We start from the raw sequence: 21,524 nt of genomic DNA, 5'->3' as shown, positions 1-21,524 counted from the left end.
TGAAGAATGGAGTTAATCATGACGGGCCCTTTCAAACACACGCTGGCATGCGCGGCCACCTTGCTGCTCTCGCTGGGGGCCCATGCGGCCGCCCATGCGGGCGATATCACCTTGTTCGAAGACGTTGATCTGCGTGGCCGCGCAGTGAACCTGCGCGAGACGACGGATGATCTGTCGCGCATGGGCTTCAACGACAAGGTGTCGAGCATCCTGGTGCGCTCGGGCACGTGGGATGTGTGTACCGATGCCGGTTTTCGCGGCAATTGCCGCACCCTGGGGCCAGGCGAATACCGTTCGATGCCCGGAATGAACGACGCCATCAGTTCGGTGCGCGAGTCGGGCCGCGGCGATGGCAACAATCCGGGACGCCCTGGGCGCGATCCCGACCGGGGTCATGGCGGCTATGGCCGTGGCGGCACCCTGGAAGTGTATTCGGGCGCGGGCCAGAATGGCGGCTCGGCGCGCCTGAACCGCGACACGGACGATTTCGTCAATATCGGTTTCAACGACCGCACCAGCAGCATCGTCGTCTATAACGGCTACTGGCAGCTGTGCAGCGATTCGAACTACAACGGCGTGTGCCGCATCTTCGGCCCTGGCCGCCACGATGACCTGGGACGCGGCCTCGATGGGCGCGTCTCGTCGGCGCGCATGGTCGACGAGCGCGAAGCGCGCCGCCAGCAGCAGTACGATAACCAGTACCAGCGGCCGCAATACGACCAGCCGCAATATCCGCAATACCAGCAGCCGCAGTACCAGCAGCGGGGCGCCGTGCTGCTGTTCCCCGAAGCGGGCATGCGCGGCGAACCGCTGGCGCTGGACCGCAATGCGGAAGACCTGGTGCGCTATAACTTCAACGACCGCGCCTCGTCCATCGTCGTCAACGAGGGCCAGTGGGAAGTGTGCAGCGATTCGAACTTCCATGGCCGCTGCGAAGTGATCGGGCCGGGCGAATACGGCCGCCTGAACGCCATGGAAAACCAGATTTCCTCGCTGCGCCGCGTACGCTGATTCCTTCCTGACTCAGTGTTGACAGGCCGCCTGCCGGGTTGATCCCGCCAGGCGGTTTTTACATTCGCTGCCGTGCGCTGACATTTGCTTGCCCTTTGTTACACTCGCCGCCTGCCGCCTGGTCTACACTGGCGAAAATGTCATCAGTATTGGAGTTGTCATGGTTCGATCTTTCCGGCCCGCGCTGTTGTGCGCCGCCACCTTCCTCGCCCCCCTTGCCGCATCCGCAGGCGAAATCACCCTGTTCGAGGACGCCGGTTTCCGCGGCCGTCCCGTCACCCTGCGTTCCGACACGGGCGACCTGTCGCGCATGGGCTTTAACGACAAGACCTCGAGCATCATCGTGCGCTCGGGCACCTGGGAAGTGTGCAAGGACGCCAATTACCGGGGCAACTGCCGTACCCTCGGACCTGGTCGCTACGGCAGCATGCCGGGCATGAACGACGCCGTTTCCTCCGTGCGCGAAGTGGGCCGCCCGGGCCATGGCGGCGGCGACCACCGTCCCTATCCCCCGCGCCCACCGCGTCCGGAGCCGGAGCGCCCCTATCCCGGTTATCCCGGCCACGGCGGCGGCCACCGTCCCGACGCGAATGGCGCCGTGCTGCTGTTCCCCGACGCCGGCATGCGCGGCCGCCCCGTGCGCCTGGACCGCGAAGTGCACGACTTGAGCCGCCATGGCTTCAATGACCGCGCCGAATCGGTCGTCGTCAATTACGGCCGCTGGGAATTCTGCGTCGACGCCAATTTTCGCGGCCGCTGCGTGGTGATGGGACCCGGCAGCTACGGCCGTTTGCACGGTGGCCTCGACCGCCGCATTTCTTCGGTGCGCCGCGTGCGCTGATCGTGCCGCAGGGCGGGCGCCGTATTGTGCGCACGCTGTTCTTTGACCAATTCGTGTACTCTTCCCATAGGCACTTCAACCATGGGGAGCAGGCACGGTGGAATACAAGGACTACTACAAGGAGCTTGGCGTCGAGAAGACGGCGTCCGAGGCCGATATCAAGAAGGCGTACCGCAAGCTGGTGCGCAAATACCATCCCGACGTGAGCAAGGAGCCGGACGCCGACAAGCGCACCAAGGCTCTCAACGAAGCCTACGGCGTGCTGGGCGACGCGGAAAAGCGCGCCGCCTACGATGAACTGGGCCGTAACCAGGGCGCGCAGGGCCAGCCGTTCAGGCCACCGCCGGACTGGGGTTCCGGCTACGAATCGTCGGGCGTCGACGACAGCGATTTCTTTGCCGACCTGTTCGCCCACGTGGGCGGGCGCCGCCGCACCAACAGCACCTTCCAGATGCAGGGCGAGGACAGCCACGCCGCCATCACCATCGATTTGCAGGACAGCTACCAGGGCGCCAAGCGCCACATCGTCATGCGCGTGCCCGAAGCGGATGCGCAAGGCCACGTGGTGACGCGCGAGCGCACCCTGGAAGTAACGATACCGAAAGGCGTCACGGAAGGCCAGCAGCTGCGCATGAAGGGGCAGGGCAATCCCGGCAGTGGCGGCGCGCCCGCCGGCGATTTATACCTGGAAATCCGCTTCCGGCCCGACGCGCGCTACAAGGTGGAAGGGCGCGACGTGTTCGAGACGGTGCCCGTCACGCCATGGGAAGCGGCGCTGGGCGGCGACATCGACGTGCCCACGCCATCGGGCACGGTGACCGTCACCGTGCCGCCCAATTCGCAGACGGGACGCAAGCTGCGTCTGAAGGGACGCGGCATTCCCGCCGCCCAGCCGGGCGACCTGTATCTGCTGCTGGAAGTGGTGCTGCCGCCGGCGAACGACGACAAGGCGCGCGAACTGTATGCAACCATGGCGCGCGAGATGGCTTTCAATCCACGCCAGAAGCTGGGAGGGTAAATCATGACAAACAAGGTAATTGGCGAGTTGCTCGAAGATCGTGCCCTGAGCCTGGAAGAACTGGCGCGCGCCTGCGCCGTGGAGCCGGACTGGGTGGTGCAGCACGTGCAGACGGGCGTGCTGCTGCAAAATGGCCCGCCGGCGGGCCAGCTGACGGCCTGGCGTTTCACGAGCCTGGACCTGGTGCGTGCGCGCCGCCTGCATGAAATCGAATCCGTGTTCGACGCGAACGCCGAACTGGCCGCGCTGGTGGTCGACCTGTCGGAAGAAGTGGCGCGCCTGCGCCGCCGCCTGCACGTGCTGGGCGTCGAGTAGGCCTTAGTCAGGATCGCCGTGCCGCTGCACGGTGATCCTGCCGATATAAAACTGCCCGTCGACGACGACACGGTGCGGTATGCCGGCCACGTCGAAGCCGGGGCCGCCGTCTTCCATCCATTCCTGCGCCAGCGAGTCGAACTGCTGCGGCGTCATGCGCAGCATCTGCGCCGTGATGACGAAACGCGCGCCAGGTTTTTGTTTGTTGACGAAGTCGTCGATGCCGGCCATGGTGAGTCTCTTCAAGGTTGTGTCTGAATTCGGGGGGCGACCCGTCGGGGCAACCAGTCCCAATGGGACGGGTTGCGATCCCGCAGGGACTGACCCCAGCACTTGTTTGGGGTTTGCTGAGGCATGATACCTGTCCCCGCGCGCATCTAAAACCCCTGCACCAGCAACGGCAACTGCTCCGCAAAACGTTCAGTGAGCCACTTGCCCGCCTGGCCCGGCGGCGTGTCGGCGCGCTGGATCAAATAAATCGGGTAATTCTCGCCATTGTCGACGGCCAGCGGCAGGTGCACCAAACGGCCTTCGGCCAGGTCCTCGCGCACCATCGCTTCGGGCATGTTGCCCCAGCCCAGGCCCGCGCGCAGCAGCGCGTGCTTGGAGCCGAGGTCGCCCAGGCGCCAGTTGCGCAATCCCAGCACGCCGAAATCCTGGCCCTGCGTCAGCACGCTGCGGTCGCTGAGCACCAGCTGCACGTGTTCGCGCGCCACGTTGGAGGCAATCGGCCCGGCCAGCTGCGCCAGCGCGTGGCTGGGGGCGGCCACGGGAATCAGGCGCACGTGGCCGACGGCCAAGCGCTCGAAGACGCTGGCAGTGGAGGTCATCCAGCCACCGAGGCCGATGTGGCAGCTGCCATCCATCACCAGCTGCGCCACGGCGCCCATCGCCTCGATGCGCAGGCGCAGGGCGACGGTGGGGAACTGCGCCTGGAACGCTTCGAGCACGCGCACCAGCACGCAGGTGGGAAACATCACGTCGACCACCACCGACACTTCCGCTTCCAGCCCGCCGGCCAGCGCCTTGGCCCGCGCGCGCATGCCGTCGACCTTCAGGGCCACGGCGCGCGCGTCGGCCAGTAGGGCCTTGCCCGCGTCCGTCAGGGTGGGCTTGCGCTTGCCGCGGTCGAGCAGCACGACGTTCAGTTGTTCTTCCAGGTTGGCGATGGTGTAGCTGATCACCGATTGCGTGCGGTGCAGCTGGCGCGCCGCGTGGGCGAAGCCGCCCGCGTCGATGACGGCGACAAAGACGCGCAACTGGTCGAGCGAAGGCTGGCCCGGTTCTCTCATGACAACTCCATATCTAAAAATTCGATGCTAACCATTTATTTTTACACGGTTTCATCGATAGTAGACCCGAACTATGATGTGTGCAAGTGCAGCAAACGCCGCACCCCCATCTATCGTTCTTGAAGGAGTGCATCATGGCAAACGTACTACACATCAATAGCAGCGTGCGCAACAGCGGTTCCCTGTCGCGCCAGTTGTCGGGCGAATTCGTCGCCAAACTGGCCGCGCAAGGCGATGCCATTGTCGTGCGCGACCTGGCGGCGCAACCGGTGCCGCACCTGACGGAAGAAGTCATGGGCGCGTTCTTCACGCCAGCCGAGCAGCGCAGCGCGCAGGCGGCCGCGGCCGTGCAATTGTCCGATACCCTGGTCGATGAATTGCTGGCCGCCGACGTGCTGGTGCTGGCCGCGCCCATGTACAACTTTTCAGTGCCTTCGACCCTGAAGGCGTGGATCGACCACGTGGCGCGCGCGGGCCGCACCTTCCAGTACACGGCCAATGGCCCCGTTGGCCTGGCCAAGGGCAAGAAAGCCGTTATTTTCACGGCCAGCGGCGGCGTCTACAGCGAAGGCCCGGGCGCCGCGTATGACTACCTGAGCACCTATCTGCGCACGGCGCTGGGCTTTATCGGTATCACCGACATCGAGTTCGTGCAAGCCGAAGGCGTGGCCATGGGCGAGGACGCCGTCACCAGCGCGATCGCCAAGGGTCGCGCGTCGATCGAGGCCCTGGCTGCCTGATATACGCCTTTCGAGGGATTGCCAAGCTGGCATGCTTGGCATAAGCTTGCCGGCGGCACGCCCCGTGCCAGCCCGGCGAGCCGTTCGCCATGAAAGTCCCTTATGCACAAGTTGGCCAGTGCAGTATTGTTCGGATGTTCCTTGTTTTCAGCAGGTATTGCGCCGGCGCAGACTGTGCCCCCGGCGCCGTCCCACGTGGGCCGCCACGCCTCCACGCCCGAGGATATCCGCGCCATTGAAAAAGTCGTCGCCGACTTCCAGGCGGCGCTGATCGCCAAGGATGTCAAGCTGCTGTCGTCGCTGATGCTGCACACGAACATCCTGTTCGCCTCGCCGGCCGATGACGCTTTCATCCAGAAAATGCGCGACACGACGGACGTCCACTTCGACGGCGTCGCGGCGGCCGGCTACGTCGGTTTCGCCAACTACATCAAGCGCGAACCCCTGCGCACGGAAGAAAAATTCTACAACGTCAAGATCACCCAGGACCGCCATGTGGCGTGGGTCAACTTCGACTACGAATTTCTCGTCGGCGACAAACTGTCGAACTATGGCGTCGAAGCGTGGCAGATGGTCAAGCGCGACGGTCAATGGAGAATCCTCAGCGTCGTCTGGTCCATGCATGCCGCAGCCGAGGCGGCGAAATAAGGCAGGCGCCAACGGCGTTCAGTACAGAGTTGCCTTCTCATAATTTTTTCGCATCGTCTATACTTTCAGTGGGCGTGCCGCCATGCCTGGAAACCAGGCAGGTGTTCAAGTTTTTCCCTGTGCCGCGTAATAAAAAGCAGATAAGTGAGTCAGTATCCTGAGCAAGCGCGATTGCATGTATTCCAACCCTACGCCGGGCAGGGCCGTTGAGACAGGCTGCCCGGGGATGTCATTTTTGGAGCAAACATCGTGCCGATAAAGTACGTTGATACGTATGAAATAAATTACACGGCGGAACCCTTGCGCGGTTGCAAACTGTGGGGCGCTTATGTGTCCCTGTACACCCCATCGAGCAACCCCATGCACAGGAACAATATCGTCAAAAAGCACCGCGTGCTGGCCGACCATCCGTTCGCCACGGAAGCTGAAGCCGTCAGCGAGGCGGCCGAGGTGGCATTGCAGCTGGTCGAGCGGCGCCAGCGCCGTTACGTCTTCCACCCCTGATGCCACTGCGCCGCGTCCTGCAGCGCGCGCCAGGGCAGGATTTGCACGCGGCCGGAATGCACGGCTTCCAGTTCCACGTGCGTGACGGGTTCATCCGGCGTGGCCGCGGCGCACACCTTGATGACAAGAAAATGCTTTTCCTTGTTGGCCGGTGTCACCGCCGTCCATTTGCTGTTGAGTAATTTGTTTGGACGCAAGTTATTGCGATGTGGAAGGTGCATGGTAGGCCCCGGATTGGCGTGATGGCGATCTTGCCATTATCATGCAAGTTACCGCCACGCACGAGGACCGCCATGAAACGCCAGCTGCACCTGCTTGTCATCGACCCGCAAAACGATTTTTGCGACTTGCCCGCCGAATGGCTGCCGCCAGGTGCCGCACCGGCCCTGGCCGTGCCCGGCGCCCACGCCGACATGCTGCGCGTGGCCCAGCTGATACGCGAAGGGGGCAACGGCTTGACGCAGATCAGCGTGACGCTCGACGCCCACCACCGCTACGACATCGCCCACCCCGCCTTCTGGCGTACGGGCGACGGCGGCCCGGTCGCGCCATTTACGCAGATCAGCGCCCGGCAAGTGCGCGACCGATTGTTCCTGCCCGCCGCCAGCGGCGCCTTGCCGCGCGCGCTGGCCTACCTCGACGCGCTGGAGCAAGCGGGGCGCTATCAATTGATGGTGTGGCCCGTGCACTGCGAGATCGGCAGCTGGGGCCAGAATATCCACGCGGCCGTGCGCGCCGCCTACAACGCCTGGGAAGTGGATCACCTGCAAGTGGTGGCCAAACTGAGCAAGGGTTCCAATCCGTGGACCGAACATTACTCGGCCGTCATGGCGGAAGTGCCCGATGCGCAGGATGCGGCCACCCAGCTCAACCTGGATTTCCTCGCCACCTTGCTGCCGGCACAGCAGATTTACGTCACCGGCGAAGCGGGCAGCCATTGCGTGAAAGCCAGCACCGAGCACATCGCCGATTACCTGGAAGGGCAGCAAGGCAAGCAGGCCCTGTCGCGGCTGGTCCTGCTGACGGACTGCATGAGTCCCGTCACGGGCTTTGAAGCGCAGCAGCGCGACTTCCTTGCAGCCATGCACGAGCGCGGCGCGCGGCTGGCCACGTCGGCCGACGTCTTGCCCGAGTTGCTGGTCAACGCAGGCGATTGAGACTGTCCTGCAAGCGGACTCTGCTGAAATGCTTGCAGTGGCGTACTATTCTGGCTTCAGGAAGTTGGAGAAAACACACATGACCCCGATAGTGCGCAGTTTGCTGGAAACCGATCTGTATAAATTTACAATGTGGCAAGCCTTGCTGCACGGTCATCCGAATACCCATACCGAATACGAATTTGTCTGCCGCAACGCCACCGCTTTTCCCCTGGCCGAACTGAAGGGCGAGCTGGAGGAACAGCTCGACCACCTGTGTTCGATGTCGTTTGCGGACGACGAGCTGGCTTATCTGCGTACCCTGCGCTTCATGAAGAGCGACTTTGTCGATTTCCTGACGGTGTTCCGCTTCCAGCGCAAGTTCATCGACGTGAGCACGGATGGCGACACCTTGCTCGTGCATGCGGCCGGGCCGCAGGTGCATGTGATGGGCTTCGAGATTTTCGTGCTGTACATCATCAATGAACTGTATTTCCGCCGCTTCGACCTCGATGCGGCCATGCGCGAAGGGCGCCACCGCCTGGGCTTGAAAGTGGAAGCCGTCAAGGAATTCGGCAAGCTGCCGCGGCGCAAGCATCCATTTGAATTTTCCGACTTCGGCGTGCGCCGGCGTTTTTCCGGCGCCTGGCACGACGAGGTGGTGCAGCGCCTGGCGCGCGAAGTGCCCGAGTATTTCAAGGGCACGTCGAATGTCTACCTGGCGAAAAAGCTGGGCATCGTGCCGATCGGCACCATGGCGCATGAATACATGCAGTCGTTCCAGTCCTTCGGCGTGCGCCTGCGCGATTTTCAAAAGGCGGCACTGGAAGACTGGGTGCAGGAATACCGGGGCGACCTGGGTATCGCCCTGACGGACGTGGTGGGCATGGATGCGTTTTTGGCCGACTTCGACCTGTATTTCGCCAAGCTGTTCGACGGCTTGCGCCACGATTCGGGCGATCCTGTCGAGTGGGGAGAGAAGGCGCTGGCCCACTACGCGGCCCTGCGCATCGACGCCAATACCAAGCGCCTCGTGTTTTCCGACGGCCTGGACCTGGACAAGGCGTTTGCCTTGTACCAGCACTTTGCCGACCGCATCATGACAGGCTTTGGCATCGGCACCAATCTCACCAACGACGTCGGCTTGACGCCGCTCAACATCGTCATGAAACTGGTGCGCTGCAATGGCCAGTCCGTGGCGAAACTGTCCGATTCGCCGGGCAAGACCCTGTGCAAGGATGAAACCTTCCTCGCGTACCTGCGACAGGTGTTCCACCATCCCGCCGTCCAGGCGCCTGTCTAGTGAGGTAGGTCGGATTAGCGGGGCCGCCGAGGTGGGGCAAAGCCGCGCGTAATCCGACAAAGCTGACAAGCCCGGCGGGCAGCCCGTGTACTCTAGTGTGTGTGCAACCCCGCTTTAAAACCCCGTCACCACTGTATCCATGTGCTCCACCTGCGGCGGTGCGGCGAAAAATTCACCGACGAGGCCGCGCCATGCCTGGAAGTCGTCGCTGCCGCGGAAATGCACGGTATGGTCTTCCAGGGTTGTCCAGCCCACGACCAGGCGGTAGGCATCGCCGTTTTCGATCGAGCGCTCCAGGCGCATCGATTCGCAGCCGCGTGCGCGCTGGAACAGGGGGACGGCTTTCGCCACGGCCGCTTCGAAGGCAGTGTGCGTGGCCGATTTGATCTGGATGTGGGCAATTTCAAAAATCATGGCAAGTTCCGGTTTTGAAAGAAAGAACGCAGATCTTGCCACAGATTGTGCCCGCTTGCGGGTGGCGCCGGGCCACCTGCCGTTCAGTTGTCGCCGCCGTCCCTGTCCAGTGCTTGCTGCAAATAGGCTTCCAGCTGGGGCACGTTCATGCTGGCGACATCCCTGGCCAGGGCATGGTTGAGCCGCTTTTCCACTTGGGCGTCGAGGCTTAGACGCAACTGCCCCAGGAACTTGGGCGCGGCGACGAGGCACAGCTTGCTGTAGCGCCGCTGTTGCAAGCCCTGCTGCAGCACTTGCGCGATCTGCCGGGCAAACTGTTCGTTCGCATGCTCGACCGGCGCCACCCTGGGCTCGGTCGTATGCGCCTGCGTGCCCGCCTGGGTACCGGCGCGCATGCCGCTGCCGAAGCGTCCGCTGGCGTCGCTGTTCAAGGCGTTCTCCGTTTCGCGGCCCGCCGGATTGACAAAATCTTGCAGTTCGCCCAGCTGGTTTTGCTGCCCCAGCGCAAACAGCCGCGCCCGGCTACTGTCGGCCACTACCACCCACGTGACGTCCATCTCGTTCTCCTTGCTGTGCGCCTGGCTAGTGGGACAGGGCCGCCACGCCATCGTGCCCGTCCTGTCCGCAGCGGGCCGTGCGCTGTTCGATATCGCTGCCGCCGCAAGCTTGCACGATGGCGTGTGCGCGCTCCTGTTCATCGGCGTGGCGCGTGGCCACCACCAGGCGGACCATGCCGCGAAACGCCGTCTTGCCGTAGTGGCGCCGGTACAGATCGTTGTCGCCGCCAAACAAAGCATGGACGGCCCGTTCCAGCCAGCCGCTGAGGGTGTCGCGATTGCCGACCGTGAAATTGCCCTGCACGGGGCCCGCCTCGTCGTCGCCCGCGTCCAGCTGCACGGCGTGAGGGGGAAAGCCCTCGGCCAGCAGCCGGTTGCGGGCGTGCTCGGCATCGGGCAAATGGTCGAAGATACGTATCAGGGTGCTGCCGCTGTTGCTGTCCATGGCCCGGCCTTTCAAGGAGGTATGCCTGATTGGACCGGCGAGGCTGCAAATAATTCTGCCTCAGCCTGTAAAATCCTCGATCAAGAGGTAAAAGTTTGATAAATATCCAGTATGGCTGCCAAGTCGCGCTAAGATACGTCTTGGGGAATCAATCTTTCATAGGAGAACCAAATGGCAGCGAAAAAAATTCTGTTTTTGACCGGCGATTTTGCAGAAGATTATGAAACGATGGTGCCGTTCCAGGCCCTGCTGATGCTCGGTCATACGGTGCATGCCGTTTGTCCCGGCAAGAAAAGCGGCGAGACGATCAAGACGGCTATCCACGATTTCGAGGGCGACCAGACCTACACGGAAAAGCCGGGCCATCTGTTCACCCTGAACGCCAGCTTCGACGAGCTCGACCCGGCCGACTATGACGCCGTGATGATCGCCGGCGGCCGCGCCCCCGAATACCTGCGCCTGAACGAAAAAGTCATCGCCGCCGTGCGCCATTTCGCCGAGGCGGGCAAGCCCGTCGCCGCCGTCTGTCACGGCGCGCAATTGCTGGCTGCCGCCGACGTCATCCGCGGCAAGCGCATTTCCGCCTATCCAGCCTGCGCGCCGGAAGTGAAACTGGCAGGCGGCACGTATGCCGACATCGCCGTCACGGACGCCGTCACGGATGGCCAGTTCGTCACGGCGCCCGCCTGGCCCGCGCATCCGGCCTGGCTGGCGCAGTTCGTCAAGCTGCTCGGTACCGAGATTCATTTGTAACCTTCACCAGCCCGGCGGGCCGCAGCGCTTGCCGGGCGCATCACTTTTCAGATTCGAGTTCTTCATGCATGCGCCGCGCAGTCAACCTTCCCGCAAACAACTTCCAGCGTCACGCTGGCGCCAGCGCCGCCTGGCGCAAGCCGCATCGGGCCTGAGCGCCGCGCAGGAACGCCAGCTGGCCACCCTGCACGAGATTTCCACCTTGCTGGCGGGACAGCACGCCATCGATGCGCTATGCCGCGGTTTTTTGCGCCACGTGATGCAGTTCGCGCAGGCCGAGGGCGGCACCGTGCGCATCCTCGACCCGCAGCAGGATACCGTGCATATCATCGTGCATGAAGGCATTTCCGATGCGATGGTGGAAGAGGAGCACTGCATCCGCAACAACGATTGTCTGTGCGGTGCGGCCGTGGCGCAAGGCGTGATCCAGATTCGCGATTTCCGCCAGGTCGATGCGCTGCAGCGCTACCGTTGCCAGGAAGAAGGGTTCATCGCCATCGCCGTCTTTCCCATCCTTGCGCGCGAGCAGGTGGTCGGCAGTTTTTCGCTGCACTTTGCGCGTCCGCAAGCCGTGCATGCGCAGCAGCAGGGCTGGCTGGAAACCCTGGGCCAGAGCCTGGGCATCGCCATTGAAAACCAGCGCCTGATCGCGCGCGAAAAGGAATTTGCCGTGGCGCGCGAACGCAGCCTGCTGGCCGAAGGCTTGCATGACAGCATCGCGCAAAGCCTGAACTTCATCAGCCTGCAAGTGCAGATGCTCGACGATTCCGTGCGCCGTGGCCAGCTCGACGAAGCGGCCGAAGTGTTGCCGCTGATGCGCATGGGCGTCGAGCAAAGCTACCAGGACGTGCGCGAATTGCTCGTCAATTTCCGCACGCGCTGGCATGGCAGCGACCTGGAAAGCAAGCTGTCGGAAGTGCTGGCCAAGTTCGAGCTGCAGACGGGCGTGGTGGGCACGCTGGAGATGAGCGGCAACGGTGCGCCGCTGGCGCCCGAGCAGCAGTTGCAGATCCTGTTCATCGTGCAGGAAGCGCTGTCGAATATCCGCAAGCACGCGCAGGCGAGCAATGTGGCGCTGCGCGTGGACAACGGGCGCGATTTTGCGCTGCAAGTGCGCGACGATGGCGAAGGTTTCGCCGCCAACCTGCGCGACAAGAAAACGGAATTGCAGATCGGCTTGCGTATCATGCAGGAACGGGCCGAGCGGCTCGGTGCGCAATTTGCCATCGACAGCACGCCCGGTGGCGGCACGACGATCTCGCTGGCCTTGCCGGCAGCCCGGCGCCAGGCCGCGTAACAAATGAATCATCTCTATCAGGCAACAAACACGTGAACGCACCAATCAAAATCCTGCTGGTCGACGACCACACCTTGCTGCGCAGCGGCGTCAAGCTGCTGCTGCAGCGCAATCCTCAATTCCAGGTGGTGGGCGAGGCATCGAACGGGCTGGACGGCGTACGCCTTGCGGCCGAACTGCAGCCCGACGTGGTGCTGATGGACTTGAACATGCCCGGCGTGTCCGGTGTCGAGGCGCTGCAGCTGATCTTGCAGGATCTGCCGCAGATGGTGGTGCTGATGCTGACCGTGTCGGAAAACGCGGCCGACCTGGGCGCTGCCCTGCGCGCGGGCGCACGCGGCTATTTGCTGAAAAATATCGAGGCCGAGCAGCTGGGCCAGGCCATTTGCCGCGCCGCCGCCGGCGAATCCGTGATTGCCGACGCCATGACGGCCAAGCTCGTGTCGCAATTCCGCGCGGGGCAGAACGCGCCCCAGCAAGACTATGACAAACTGACGCCGCGCGAACGCGAAGCCATGGCTTGCCTGGCGCAAGGGCTGAGCAACAAGGAAATCGCGCGCCAGCTGGACGTGGCCGAAAGCACGGTGAAAATCCACGTGCAAAACATCCTCAAAAAGCTTAAGCTCAGCAGCCGCGTGCAGATTGCCGTCTACGCCGTCGAGCGCGAGTTGAGCAAATAAAGATCAAACAAAGCGAAATTAGTGCGCAAGGAATCCGCGATTGTTTGATCTGCATGGCGTTCCGGCCTAGACAACCCTAGTTCCTTTGACGTATGGCCTTGACCGTGCCGGCCCATTACACTCTTAGTCATTCGCTAATCTAATAAGAGAGTGTCATGCATAAGGTCAACGTCGATGGCTTGCTATCGAGCCAGGCTCTGTTCCGCCATATTTCCCCTTCGCAATTAGAGCAATTGCGCCAGGATGTCGTGCGCGTCGAAGTGGAAAAAGGCAAAGTGCTGTTCCGCAAGGGCGAAGTGGCGGAAGGCGCCTATGTGGTGGTCTTCGGCCTCGTCAAGCTGAGCGTGTTTTCCATGGAAGGGACCGACAAGGTACTGGAACTGATTCGTCCGGGCCAGAGTTTCGGCGAAGCCATGATTTTCCTCGATGAACCGTATCCATTCTGCGCCGAAGCGCTCGAGCACTGTTTGCTGCTGCGCATCCCGCCGCACGCGCTGCTGCGCCTGCTGGACCAGTCGCCCCGCATCGCGCGCCAGATGATGAACAGCCTGTCGCATCACCTGATGGGTTTCATCCGCAACGTGGAGCGCTGCTCCGTGCAGAACGCGACCCAGCGCGTGGTCGAGTATTTGCTGCAGGCCTCGGACCAGCAGCGTTCGAACGAGGTCAAGCTGGACCTGAAGAAAAGTCTGCTGGCATCGTTCCTGAACCTGGCGCCCGCCACCCTGTCGCGCGTGCTGCACCAGCTGACGGACTTGCACCTGATTAAAGTCAGCGGTTCGCTGATCCAGATCCAGCCCGATGCCTTGAAAACCTACCGCCATGGTTCTGCCACTGCGGCCATGTTGAACTAAGCGTTTATCACTAGGTTTTTTCAGCAGGCAAGGTCAGCCGCCAGAACAGCAGGGCGAGCAAGCTGACCGCCGCGCCCAGCGCGCATACCCCATGCCAGCCCGCCAGCGCATACACGCTGGTGGCGGCAATCGCACCGAGTCCGCTTCCCACCGCATAAAACAGCATGTAGCACGCCACCAGGCGGCTGTGCGCGTCGCTATCCTGCTTGAAAATCAGGCTCTGGTTCGTCACGTGGATGGCCTGGCCCGCCAGATCCAGCGCGATGATGCCAACGATTAACGGCCACAGGGCCGCGCCCGCAAAACTGAGCGGCAGCCACGCGGCCAGCAGCAGCAGCAGGGCCGCGCCCGTCGTCCATTGCGCGCGGCCCTGGTCCGCCATGGCGCCCGCGCGCGCCGCGCCCAGCGCGCCGATCACGCCCACCAGGCCAAACGCGCCGATGGCCGCATGGCTATAGCCTTGTGCCGTCAAAGGCAGCACCAGGGCGCTCCAGAAAATATTGAAGACGGCAAACATCAGCAGGGCCAGCATGCCGCGCACGCGCAAGACCTTGTTGTGCAGCAGCATGTCCAGCATCGAGGCGAGCAGGGCGCCATACGCGAGCTTTTTGCTGGACAGCGCCGGCGGCGGCAGCATGCGCCACAGCAGCAGCAACAGGGCGCAAGCGATGGCCGCCGAAACAAAATACACAGCTCGCCAGTCGGCCACATCGGCCACCACGCCGGACAGGGTGCGCGCCAGCAGCAAGCCGATCACCACGCCGCCCTGCGCCATGCCGACGACTCTTCCCCGCTCATGGCTGGCCGCCGCGCTGGCCGCGTAGGCGATCAAACCCTGCGTCATGGCCGTGCCCAGCAAGCCCACCAGCAGCATGCCGCCCAGCAAGGCTGCCGTGGAACGGGCGCAGCCCAGCGCCACCAGGGTGATGGCAAGCATGCCCAGCTGGAACAGGGTCAAACGGCGCCGGTTCAGCATGTCACCCAGGGGCACGAGCAGCAGCAGGGCCAGCGCGCAGCCGATCTGCGTGGCCGTGATGACCATGCCGCTGGCCGCCTCCGTCATGCCGAACTCGTGCGCCAGGGTGGCGAGCAAGGGCTGGGCGTAATACACATTGGCCACGCTGAGGCCGGCCGCCGTGGCAAACAGCCAGACGAGGGTGGGGGGAAGTGCTGTCGTGATGGGGGAGTTCGTATCGCGCATGGTATTTAAGTGGTTTCAAATTAAAACCAGTTGGAGTCTACGCCGAGAAGTTTTAAAATGCAACCACTCAACCCTGGAGAATGCCCGTGGCCAAGCGCAAGAGCCTGAAAACCGATTCCTGTCCCGTGGCGCGCGCGCTCGACGTGATCGGCGAGCGCTGGTCGCTCCTGATCGTGCGCGACGCCTTCGACGGCATGCGCCGCTTTGGCGAATTCCAGAAAAGCCTGGGCGTGGCAAAGAACATCCTGGCCGACCGCCTGCACACCCTGGTGGAAGAGGGCATCTTTACGGTTGCGCCCGCCTCGGACGGCACGGCTTACCAGGAATACGTGCTGACGCAAAAGGGGCTGGCGCTGTTTCCCGTCGTCGTCGGCTTGCGCCAGTGGAGCGAGGATCAATTGTTTGAAGCGGGCGAGGCGCATTCGACCTTGCTGCAACGCGATACGCACGCCCCCGTGCGCCGCATGGACGTGCTGGCGCCGGACGGCCGCGTATTGCAGGCGGGCGACACGGTCGTGCACAAGGTGTTGCCGCAATGAAGCGCGTGGCCGTGCTGGGCGCAGGGATCACGGGCGTGACGACGGCGTATGCATTGGCGAAACGGGGCGTGGACGTGACCCTGATCGAACGCCACCGCTACGCCGCCATGGAAACGTCGTATGCGAACGGCGGGCAATTGTCGGCCTCGCACGCGGAAGTGTGGAACCACAAGGCAACGATTTTGAACGCCCTGAAATGGATGGCGCGGCGCGATGCGCCCTTGCTGCTGCATCCCTGGCCCAGCTGGCACAAGCTGAGCTGGTTTGCGCAGTTTCTCGCCGCCATGCCGGCCTACGAGCGCAACACCATCGCGACGGCCCGCATGGCGATTGCCGCGCGTGAACATTTGTTTGCGTGGGCGCAAGCGGAAAACATCGACTTCGATCACCGCCGCGCCGGCATCCTGCACGTCTACCGTGACAAGACCGGTTTCGAGCGGGCGGCCGGCGTGTCGCGCCTGCTGGCGCAGGGCGGCTTGCAGCGGCGCGCCGTCACGCCGCAGGAAATGCGCGCCATCGAACCGGCCCTGGCTGGCGACTTTTACGGCGGCTACTACACGGACAGCGATTCCACGGGCGATATCCACAAATTCACCAGCGGCCTGGCCGACGCCTGCGTCCGCCTGGGCGTGGCGTGCCGCTATGGCGAGGAAGTCACGGCGCTGGCGCGCGAACACGGCAAGGTGCGCGTCGCCATGAGGGAGGACAGCAGCCTGTTCGACGCCGTCGTCATTTGCGCGGGCACGGCCAGCCGCGCCCTGGCGGCCAGCCTGGGCGACCATGTCAACGTGTATCCCGTGAAAGGCTATTCGATTACCGTGCAATTGGATGACGCCGCCAGCCGCGCGGCGGCGCCGAAGGTCAGCCTGCTTGACGACGCGACCAAGCTGGTCAGCAGCCGCCTGGGCGAAGACCGGCTCAGGGTGGCGGGCACGGCGGAATTCAACGGCGTCAATTACGACATCCGCGCCGACCGCATCCGCCCGCTATTGGGATGGGTGGAGCAGTGCTTTCCTGGCGTGAATACGCGCAAGGTCGTGCCCTGGGCCGGCTTGCGTCCCATGCTGCCCGACATGCTGCCGAAAGTGGGGCCGGGCAAGGCGCCGGGCGTGTACTACAACACGGGCCACGGCCACCTGGGCTGGACCCTGGCGGCCGCCACGGCGGAGATGGTGGCCGCGATGATTGGTGCTGGCTAGTTCTTCGGCAGCAAATCGCTGAGCGCGGCTCGGCCCTTGACGGTGAGGAAGGGGCCGACCTTGCTGTAGGGCATTAAAAAGTCGTTTTCGCAGCCGCTGCCGTTCGGATCTTCCCAGAACGATACGCCTTCCGGTTTCAATGACAGGTGGAAGCGGCCGCGGCCATCGTAATCCGTGCCCTTGCATTCGGCGTCGATTTTCACGCCCTTGAAGAGGGCCTGGCGCAGGCGGTCCGGCAATGCGGCCTTGTCGTCGCCATCGCTGGCGCTGGCGCCAAACCAGTTCCACACGTCCGTTTCCTGGCCCGTTTTCACATCCCAGGTACGGAACTTGATGGAGATGCCGCTGGCGCCATAGCCGGCCGCCCAGCGGTAGAACTTGACCGTCACCCAGCGCGGCGACCAGTAGGTGGGATCCGCATACACTTCGTCTTCCGTCGTGAAACCGTTGCGGCCCAGGTATTCGCGGCGCGTGGCATAGAAGTCTTCCAAGTCCTTTTTATTCTTCGCCAGCACGGCGCGCAGCTGCGCATTGATTTTCGCGACGCCGTCGCCGGGCGCCATCAGTTCCACGGTGATGGTGTCGCCCACTTGCAGGTTGCGGTATTGCTTGTCTTCGAAGGTGACGGGTTTGCTCACCTTGGTGGCGGGAAAGTCTTCCAGCGCCAGGTTGTAGGCGTCGCTGGCGCAGGATGGGTGTTCGCGGTCGCCCGCCGCTTCCAGCAGGGTCAAGGCCAGGGGCAGGGTCTTGCCAGTTTTCGGCTCCGTCCAGGTGCCGACGAGTTTTCCGCCTTGCAGTGCGTTCAGCGACCACGTGCCCGTCGTATTGCCTTTGGCGTCGAGTTCCTGCCACAAGGTCTTGCCGTTCGGCTTGGACAGCATGATCGGCGTCTTGTAGCGCGTGTAGTAATAGCTGCCGCTGCGGTCAGACTCTTGCGTGGGGCTGGGCTGGTTGAAGCACGCCACGATATTGGCCTTGCCAACGGTGCCCTGCCATACCCCTTGCGCGGGCGTATCGCCAGCCATGGCGAGGTTCAGGGCGGGCAGGGTCAGGCAAGCAAACAGAAAGCGGCGCATCGGTTAATCCTCTCGTGGGCGAAGGCCGATTCTACATGGCCCCACCCACGAGATGCCACACGCTGCTATGCGCCGGGACGCTCCTGCGCCACGATCGCCATCGCCGCGCCCAGGTACTGCAGCATGGCTGCGTCGACGAAGCTGCCTTCCATCAGACGCGGTTCCTGCTGGTGCGCCTGGCGGAATTTCAGCTGCGTGGCCGGGTCCGTGCCCGCATAGGAGCGGAACAGTTCCAGCCACTGCCGCGCCAGTTGCAGCACGGCCGGATCGGTGGGCGGCGTGCGCGCATCGATGGCGGCGCGCACGGCGGCGATCAGGGCTGGCCACTCGCCCGAACGCTTGCCGTAGTTGGCCACCAGGTGCGCGTATTCCTGCTCGTCGAGGAAGGGTTTGTACAGCGCCATGCGCGAGGCGTTGAAGGCGGCGAGGATGAACTGCATCAGGTCCGCATCGATGCTGGTCGTCGCCTGCATCGATGGTTCCTGCGCATGCATGTCGTTCAGGCGCGCGAACAGGCCAGGGTGGGCGCCCGTGTCGCGGACCAGCTTGACCATCCATTCCGTGGCCAGCGCCTGTGCTGGCGCATCGCCGGGGTCCGCGCCCGCGTCCTTGGCGGCGCGCACTCTCATTACCAGTGCTTTCCATTCCTGTTCCACGGCCGCATCGGACAGCAGCGGCAGTTGTTGCAGTTCTTCGTGACTAAAGTATTTGTCGTACATGGTCATCAACTCCATAGTGGTGAGCCACTCGGCCAGTTCCGGCGCCTGCCCCTGCGTCAGCTGCGTTTGCAGGGTACGCAGGCGTTCGCGCAGGGTGGAAGCTTGCGCAATCTGGCGTTCCAGCATGGCGATTTGCCGCGCCACAATGGAGGAGAGCGGCAGCTCCGGGCCGGCGAGGGCGTTGGCGATATCGGCCAGCGACAGTCCGAACTTGCGCAGCGCCATGATCCGGTGCAGCCGGTCCATGTCGCCGTGCTGGTACAGGCGGTAGCCAGCTTGCGTGCGCGCCGAAGGCGAGAGCAGGCCGATGCTGTCGTAGTGGTGCAGGGTGCGGACAGTCAGGCCCGTGAGCCTGGCCAGTTCCCCGATTTTCAACAGCATCGTCTACTCCTTGTCTTCAGTGCGTGCCGCCACGATGGCGCCTGACGTAACGTCAGGGTCAAGCAGGAATGTAGCAGAGACCTCAAAAAAACCGTAAAAAGAATCCGTTGACCTTCATTTTTTTGTACGGTATATTTATAAAACCGAACGACGACTGCAGCATGATCGGCGCGTTCGAGCCACATGGAATGACGAAAAAATCGTTGTGCGGCGCAGCAAGAGGCGCCGTTGGCAGGACTGGAAAGACAATCCGCGCAGACGGATTTTTTTCACAGTTGCTTTGTACGTTAAATATAATATGCCACCGGCAAGACCCGGGCGGCGAGAGAGACGACCATGATGAAAAGTATCGTTTGCGATACGCCCGGCAGTTTGCGCATGGAGCAGCGCGCCGTGCCCGTGCCCGCCGAGGGCGAAGTGCTGCTGCGCATACGCCGCGTCGGCATCTGCGGCACCGACATGCATATCTTCCGCGGCACCCAGCCTTTTCTCAGCTATCCGCGCGTGATGGGCCATGAATTGTCCGGCCATATCGATAGCGCGCCAGCCGGCTCGCGCCTGGCCGTGGGCGACCAGGTCTACGTGATGCCCTACCTGTCGTGCGGTACTTGCGTGGCCTGCCGCCAGGGCAAGACCAACTGCTGCACCCGCATCGAAGTGCTGGGCGTGCACCGCGACGGCGGCATGACGGAATACCTGGCGCTGCCCGAGCGCTTTGTCTTCAAGACGGAAGGCATTTCGCTCGACGATGCGGCCATGATCGAATTCCTCGCCATCGGCGCGCATGCCGTCAAGCGCGGCGCGGTCGATGCCGTCAAGCGCGTGCTGGTGGTGGGTGCCGGTCCGATCGGCATGGCCGTGATGCTGTTCGCATCGTTGAAAGGCGCCGACGTGACGGTGCTCGACGGCCGCGCCGACCGTTTGCAGTTCTGCCGCGACGCACTCGGCATCGCCCGCACGGTGCAGCTGGGCGACGGCGACAAGGAACAGTTGTCGGACGCCACCGGCGGCGAATTCTTCGACGTGGTGTTTGACGCCACCGGCAATATCGCCGCCATGGAGCGGGGCCTCGATTTCGTCGCCCATGGCGGCTCCTATGTGCTGGTGTCCATCGTGCGCGACCGCCTGTCCTTTTCCGACCCGGAATTCCACAAGCGCGAAACGACCTTGCTGGGCAGCCGCAACGCCACCGTCGACGATTTTGAGGAAGTGGTGGCGGCCATGAAGGCGGGGAAAGTCCCCACCGCGCTGCTCAATACCCACCGCACCACGCTCGATGAATTTACAGGCGTGCTCGATCGCTGGATGCAGCCAGAAGCTGGCGTCATCAAGGCCATCGTCGAGGTCTGAGATGAACGATCTCAATCCCATACTGCAGTTCGGCACCAGCCGCTTCCTGCAGGCGCACGCCGACCTGTTCGTCAGCGAAGCGGCCAAGGCTGGCGAGGCGCTGGGCCATATCACCGTCGTGCAAACGACCGGCAGCGCGCAGGGCGCGGCGCGGGTGGCGGCGTTTCGCCAGGCCGGCGGCTACCCGGTGCGCATCCGCGGCTGGCAGGGCGGCGCGCAAGTCGATGAAAAGCGCCGCGCCGACGCCGTCACGCAGGCGTGGCAGGCCGGCAGCGACTGGCGACAGGTGCGCGATGCGGCCTTGGCCGCGCGCGTGATGGTCTCGAATACGGGCGACACGGGCTACCAGCTCGATGACGCCGACCACGCCGGCATGCTCGATGGCGCGACCGTTCCCGCCAGCTTTCCCGCCAAGCTGCTGGTGCTGCTGCACGGCCGCTTTCTGGCCGGCGCCGCGCCCATCTCGATTTTTCCGTGCGAACTGGTGGCCGACAACGGTCATGTATTGCGCCAGGTGGTCGTGACCCTGGCGCGGCAGTGGCGCTGCGATGCCGCGTTCATCGCCTACCTGCAAACGGGCTGCCTGTGGATCAATTCCCTCGTCGACCGCATCGTTTCCGAACCGATCGAACCAATAGGCGCGGTGGCCGAACCCTATGCGCTGTGGGCCGTCGAGGCGCAGGAAGGCATGCTGCTGCCGTGCCGCCATCCGCAACTGGTGGTGACGGACAGCCTGCGCGAGTATGAGCAGCGCAAGCTATTTTTGCTCAACCTGGGCCACACCTATCTGGCGCAGCTGTGGCTGGAACGGGGCAGCCCGGCCGGCATGACGGTGCGCGAGGCGATGGACGATGGCGCCATGCGCGCCGCGCTGGAAGCCGTGTGGCACGAGGAGGTGCTGCCCGTGTTTGCCGCCATGGGCGCGCGGCACGGTGACGCCGCGCTGGCCTATGTGGCGCAGGTCAGGGAACGCTTCGGCAATCCCTTCCTCGCGCACCGCCTGGCCGACATCGCCCAGCACCACGCCGGCAAGATCGAGCGGCGCATGGCGCCCGTGGCGGCGCTGGCGCGGCAGCTGTGTCCCGCCCTGGCGCAGCCGCGACTGTGCGCCATGCTGGCGCCGGGAGCGCAGCCATGAACGCCCCGCTCAGCGCAGTTGTTTCTTTTTTAGCATGCCGATCCAATCCGATATCGACTAAAATGGCCCACTCATCCACTTTCCCTTTCGCTGGCATAGCGCGTTCATTCATC

General features: G+C 63.6%; 26 protein-coding genes. 17 read left to right on the top strand and 9 right to left on the bottom strand.

Going from position 1 to position 21,524, the window contains the following annotated elements:
• Window positions 1–18: 18 nt before the first annotated feature.
• The 4 genes from VM94_RS27435 to VM94_RS21755 all read left to right on the top strand — a co-directional run bounded on the left by VM94_RS27435 (window position 19) and on the right by VM94_RS21755 (window position 3,185).
• Complete coding sequence (locus VM94_RS27435; protein ID WP_052755878.1) at window positions 19–1,011, top strand: beta/gamma crystallin-related protein; 993 nt, start codon at window positions 19–21, stop codon at window positions 1,009–1,011.
• A gap of 160 nt (window positions 1,012–1,171) precedes the next feature.
• Entirely contained in the window at window positions 1,172–1,852 is a 681-nt protein-coding gene (locus tag VM94_RS21765) for a beta/gamma crystallin-related protein (protein WP_046685294.1), read from the top strand.
• A gap of 97 nt (window positions 1,853–1,949) precedes the next feature.
• Window positions 1,950–2,870: a DnaJ C-terminal domain-containing protein gene (locus VM94_RS21760; RefSeq protein WP_046685293.1), complete on the top strand. Its 921-nt coding sequence runs from the start codon at window positions 1,950–1,952 to the stop codon at window positions 2,868–2,870.
• A gap of 3 nt (window positions 2,871–2,873) precedes the next feature.
• Window positions 2,874–3,185: a MerR family transcriptional regulator gene (locus VM94_RS21755; protein ID WP_046685292.1), complete on the top strand. Its 312-nt coding sequence runs from the start codon at window positions 2,874–2,876 to the stop codon at window positions 3,183–3,185.
• Between the two features lie 3 nt (window positions 3,186–3,188).
• On the opposite strand, the gene VM94_RS21750 is transcribed toward VM94_RS21755, so the two are convergent.
• Window positions 3,189–3,416, bottom strand: coding sequence for a hypothetical protein (locus tag VM94_RS21750; RefSeq protein WP_046685291.1), 228 nt, complete (start codon window positions 3,414–3,416; stop codon window positions 3,189–3,191).
• A 146-nt stretch (window positions 3,417–3,562) separates the two neighbouring features.
• Window positions 3,563–4,477 (bottom strand): LysR family transcriptional regulator, encoded by a 915-nt coding sequence (locus VM94_RS21745; RefSeq protein ID WP_046685290.1) that lies wholly within the window; start codon window positions 4,475–4,477, stop codon window positions 3,563–3,565.
• 134 nt (window positions 4,478–4,611) lie between these two features.
• On the opposite strand from VM94_RS21745, the gene VM94_RS21740 reads away from it, so the two are divergent.
• The 3 genes from VM94_RS21740 to VM94_RS29205 all read left to right on the top strand — a co-directional run bounded on the left by VM94_RS21740 (window position 4,612) and on the right by VM94_RS29205 (window position 6,369).
• Window positions 4,612–5,217: an FMN-dependent NADH-azoreductase gene (locus VM94_RS21740; RefSeq protein ID WP_046685289.1), complete on the top strand. Its 606-nt coding sequence runs from the start codon at window positions 4,612–4,614 to the stop codon at window positions 5,215–5,217.
• A gap of 141 nt (window positions 5,218–5,358) precedes the next feature.
• Window positions 5,359–5,865, top strand: coding sequence for a nuclear transport factor 2 family protein (locus VM94_RS27430; RefSeq protein ID WP_160309314.1), 507 nt, complete (start codon window positions 5,359–5,361; stop codon window positions 5,863–5,865).
• 360 nt (window positions 5,866–6,225) lie between these two features.
• On the top strand, window positions 6,226–6,369 hold the full coding sequence (locus tag VM94_RS29205; RefSeq protein ID WP_217916871.1) for a hypothetical protein: 144 nt from the start codon (window positions 6,226–6,228) through the stop codon (window positions 6,367–6,369).
• Here the strand turns inward: VM94_RS29205 and VM94_RS21725 are convergent.
• Entirely contained in the window at window positions 6,351–6,590 is a 240-nt protein-coding gene (locus VM94_RS21725; RefSeq protein ID WP_046685287.1) for a TIGR02450 family Trp-rich protein, read from the bottom strand. The two genes, VM94_RS29205 and VM94_RS21725, sit on opposite strands and share 19 nt — an antisense overlap.
• A gap of 72 nt (window positions 6,591–6,662) precedes the next feature.
• Here VM94_RS21725 and VM94_RS21720 point away from each other — a divergent pair, with 72 nt between their 5' ends.
• Together VM94_RS21720 and pncB are read left to right on the top strand one after the other, a co-directional pair.
• A complete protein-coding gene (locus VM94_RS21720; RefSeq protein WP_046685286.1) occupies window positions 6,663–7,526 on the top strand; it encodes a cysteine hydrolase in 864 nt (287 codons plus the stop codon).
• Between the two features lie 79 nt (window positions 7,527–7,605).
• The gene (gene pncB / locus VM94_RS21715; RefSeq protein WP_046685285.1) at window positions 7,606–8,808 is read left to right on the top strand and encodes a nicotinate phosphoribosyltransferase; all 1,203 of its coding nucleotides are present in this window, start codon (window positions 7,606–7,608) and stop codon (window positions 8,806–8,808) included.
• 114 nt (window positions 8,809–8,922) lie between these two features.
• On the opposite strand, the gene VM94_RS21710 is transcribed toward pncB, so the two are convergent.
• The 3 genes from VM94_RS21710 to VM94_RS28605 all read right to left on the bottom strand — a co-directional run bounded on the left by VM94_RS21710 (window position 8,923) and on the right by VM94_RS28605 (window position 10,224).
• A complete protein-coding gene (locus VM94_RS21710) occupies window positions 8,923–9,222 on the bottom strand; it encodes an antibiotic biosynthesis monooxygenase family protein (RefSeq protein WP_046685284.1) in 300 nt (99 codons plus the stop codon).
• Between the two features lie 83 nt (window positions 9,223–9,305).
• The gene (locus tag VM94_RS28610) at window positions 9,306–9,779 is read right to left on the bottom strand and encodes a host attachment protein (protein WP_046685283.1); all 474 of its coding nucleotides are present in this window, start codon (window positions 9,777–9,779) and stop codon (window positions 9,306–9,308) included.
• 25 nt (window positions 9,780–9,804) lie between these two features.
• Window positions 9,805–10,224, bottom strand: a complete 420-nt coding sequence (locus VM94_RS28605) for a hypothetical protein (RefSeq protein ID WP_046685282.1) — start codon at window positions 10,222–10,224, stop codon at window positions 9,805–9,807.
• Between the two features lie 171 nt (window positions 10,225–10,395).
• Here VM94_RS28605 and VM94_RS21695 point away from each other — a divergent pair, with 171 nt between their 5' ends.
• The 4 genes from VM94_RS21695 to VM94_RS21680 all read left to right on the top strand — a co-directional run bounded on the left by VM94_RS21695 (window position 10,396) and on the right by VM94_RS21680 (window position 13,808).
• Entirely contained in the window at window positions 10,396–10,977 is a 582-nt protein-coding gene (locus VM94_RS21695) for a DJ-1/PfpI family protein (RefSeq protein ID WP_046685281.1), read from the top strand.
• A 64-nt stretch (window positions 10,978–11,041) separates the two neighbouring features.
• Window positions 11,042–12,274, top strand: a complete 1,233-nt coding sequence (locus VM94_RS21690) for a GAF domain-containing sensor histidine kinase (protein ID WP_046685280.1) — start codon at window positions 11,042–11,044, stop codon at window positions 12,272–12,274.
• A gap of 32 nt (window positions 12,275–12,306) precedes the next feature.
• Window positions 12,307–12,954: a response regulator gene (locus VM94_RS21685; RefSeq protein ID WP_046685279.1), complete on the top strand. Its 648-nt coding sequence runs from the start codon at window positions 12,307–12,309 to the stop codon at window positions 12,952–12,954.
• A gap of 155 nt (window positions 12,955–13,109) precedes the next feature.
• A complete protein-coding gene (locus VM94_RS21680; RefSeq protein ID WP_046685278.1) occupies window positions 13,110–13,808 on the top strand; it encodes a Crp/Fnr family transcriptional regulator in 699 nt (232 codons plus the stop codon).
• 10 nt (window positions 13,809–13,818) lie between these two features.
• Here the strand turns inward: VM94_RS21680 and VM94_RS21675 are convergent, their stop codons facing one another.
• Window positions 13,819–15,009 (bottom strand): MFS transporter, encoded by a 1,191-nt coding sequence (locus VM94_RS21675; protein WP_046685277.1) that lies wholly within the window; start codon window positions 15,007–15,009, stop codon window positions 13,819–13,821.
• An 86-nt stretch (window positions 15,010–15,095) separates the two neighbouring features.
• On the opposite strand from VM94_RS21675, the gene VM94_RS21670 reads away from it, so the two are divergent.
• A complete protein-coding gene (locus tag VM94_RS21670) occupies window positions 15,096–15,548 on the top strand; it encodes a winged helix-turn-helix transcriptional regulator (protein ID WP_046685613.1) in 453 nt (150 codons plus the stop codon).
• Window positions 15,545–16,747, top strand: coding sequence for a D-amino acid dehydrogenase (locus tag VM94_RS21665; RefSeq protein ID WP_046685276.1), 1,203 nt, complete (start codon window positions 15,545–15,547; stop codon window positions 16,745–16,747). Before VM94_RS21670 ends, VM94_RS21665 begins: the two co-directional genes overlap by 4 nt.
• Here the strand turns inward: VM94_RS21665 and VM94_RS21660 are convergent.
• Together VM94_RS21660 and VM94_RS21655 are read right to left on the bottom strand one after the other, a co-directional pair.
• Window positions 16,744–17,823 (bottom strand): hypothetical protein, encoded by a 1,080-nt coding sequence (locus tag VM94_RS21660; protein WP_052755875.1) that lies wholly within the window; start codon window positions 17,821–17,823, stop codon window positions 16,744–16,746. The genes VM94_RS21665 and VM94_RS21660 overlap by 4 nt on opposite strands.
• Before the next feature lie 65 nt (window positions 17,824–17,888).
• Window positions 17,889–18,923 (bottom strand): MerR family transcriptional regulator, encoded by a 1,035-nt coding sequence (locus tag VM94_RS21655; protein ID WP_046685275.1) that lies wholly within the window; start codon window positions 18,921–18,923, stop codon window positions 17,889–17,891.
• A gap of 339 nt (window positions 18,924–19,262) precedes the next feature.
• Here VM94_RS21655 and VM94_RS21650 point away from each other — a divergent pair, with 339 nt between their 5' ends.
• Together VM94_RS21650 and VM94_RS21645 are read left to right on the top strand one after the other, a co-directional pair.
• Complete coding sequence (locus tag VM94_RS21650) at window positions 19,263–20,273, top strand: zinc-binding alcohol dehydrogenase family protein (RefSeq protein ID WP_046685611.1); 1,011 nt, start codon at window positions 19,263–19,265, stop codon at window positions 20,271–20,273.
• A gap of 1 nt (window position 20,274) precedes the next feature.
• Complete coding sequence (locus tag VM94_RS21645; protein WP_046685274.1) at window positions 20,275–21,411, top strand: D-mannonate oxidoreductase; 1,137 nt, start codon at window positions 20,275–20,277, stop codon at window positions 21,409–21,411.
• Window positions 21,412–21,524 lie beyond the last annotated feature (113 nt).

This window comes from Janthinobacterium sp. KBS0711, from assembly GCF_000988085.1.
Lineage (GTDB): Bacteria > Pseudomonadota > Gammaproteobacteria > Burkholderiales > Burkholderiaceae_D > Janthinobacterium > Janthinobacterium lividum_E.
Note: the sequence above shows the minus strand (reverse complement) of the source record. Positions and strands in the feature narration are given on the sequence as shown.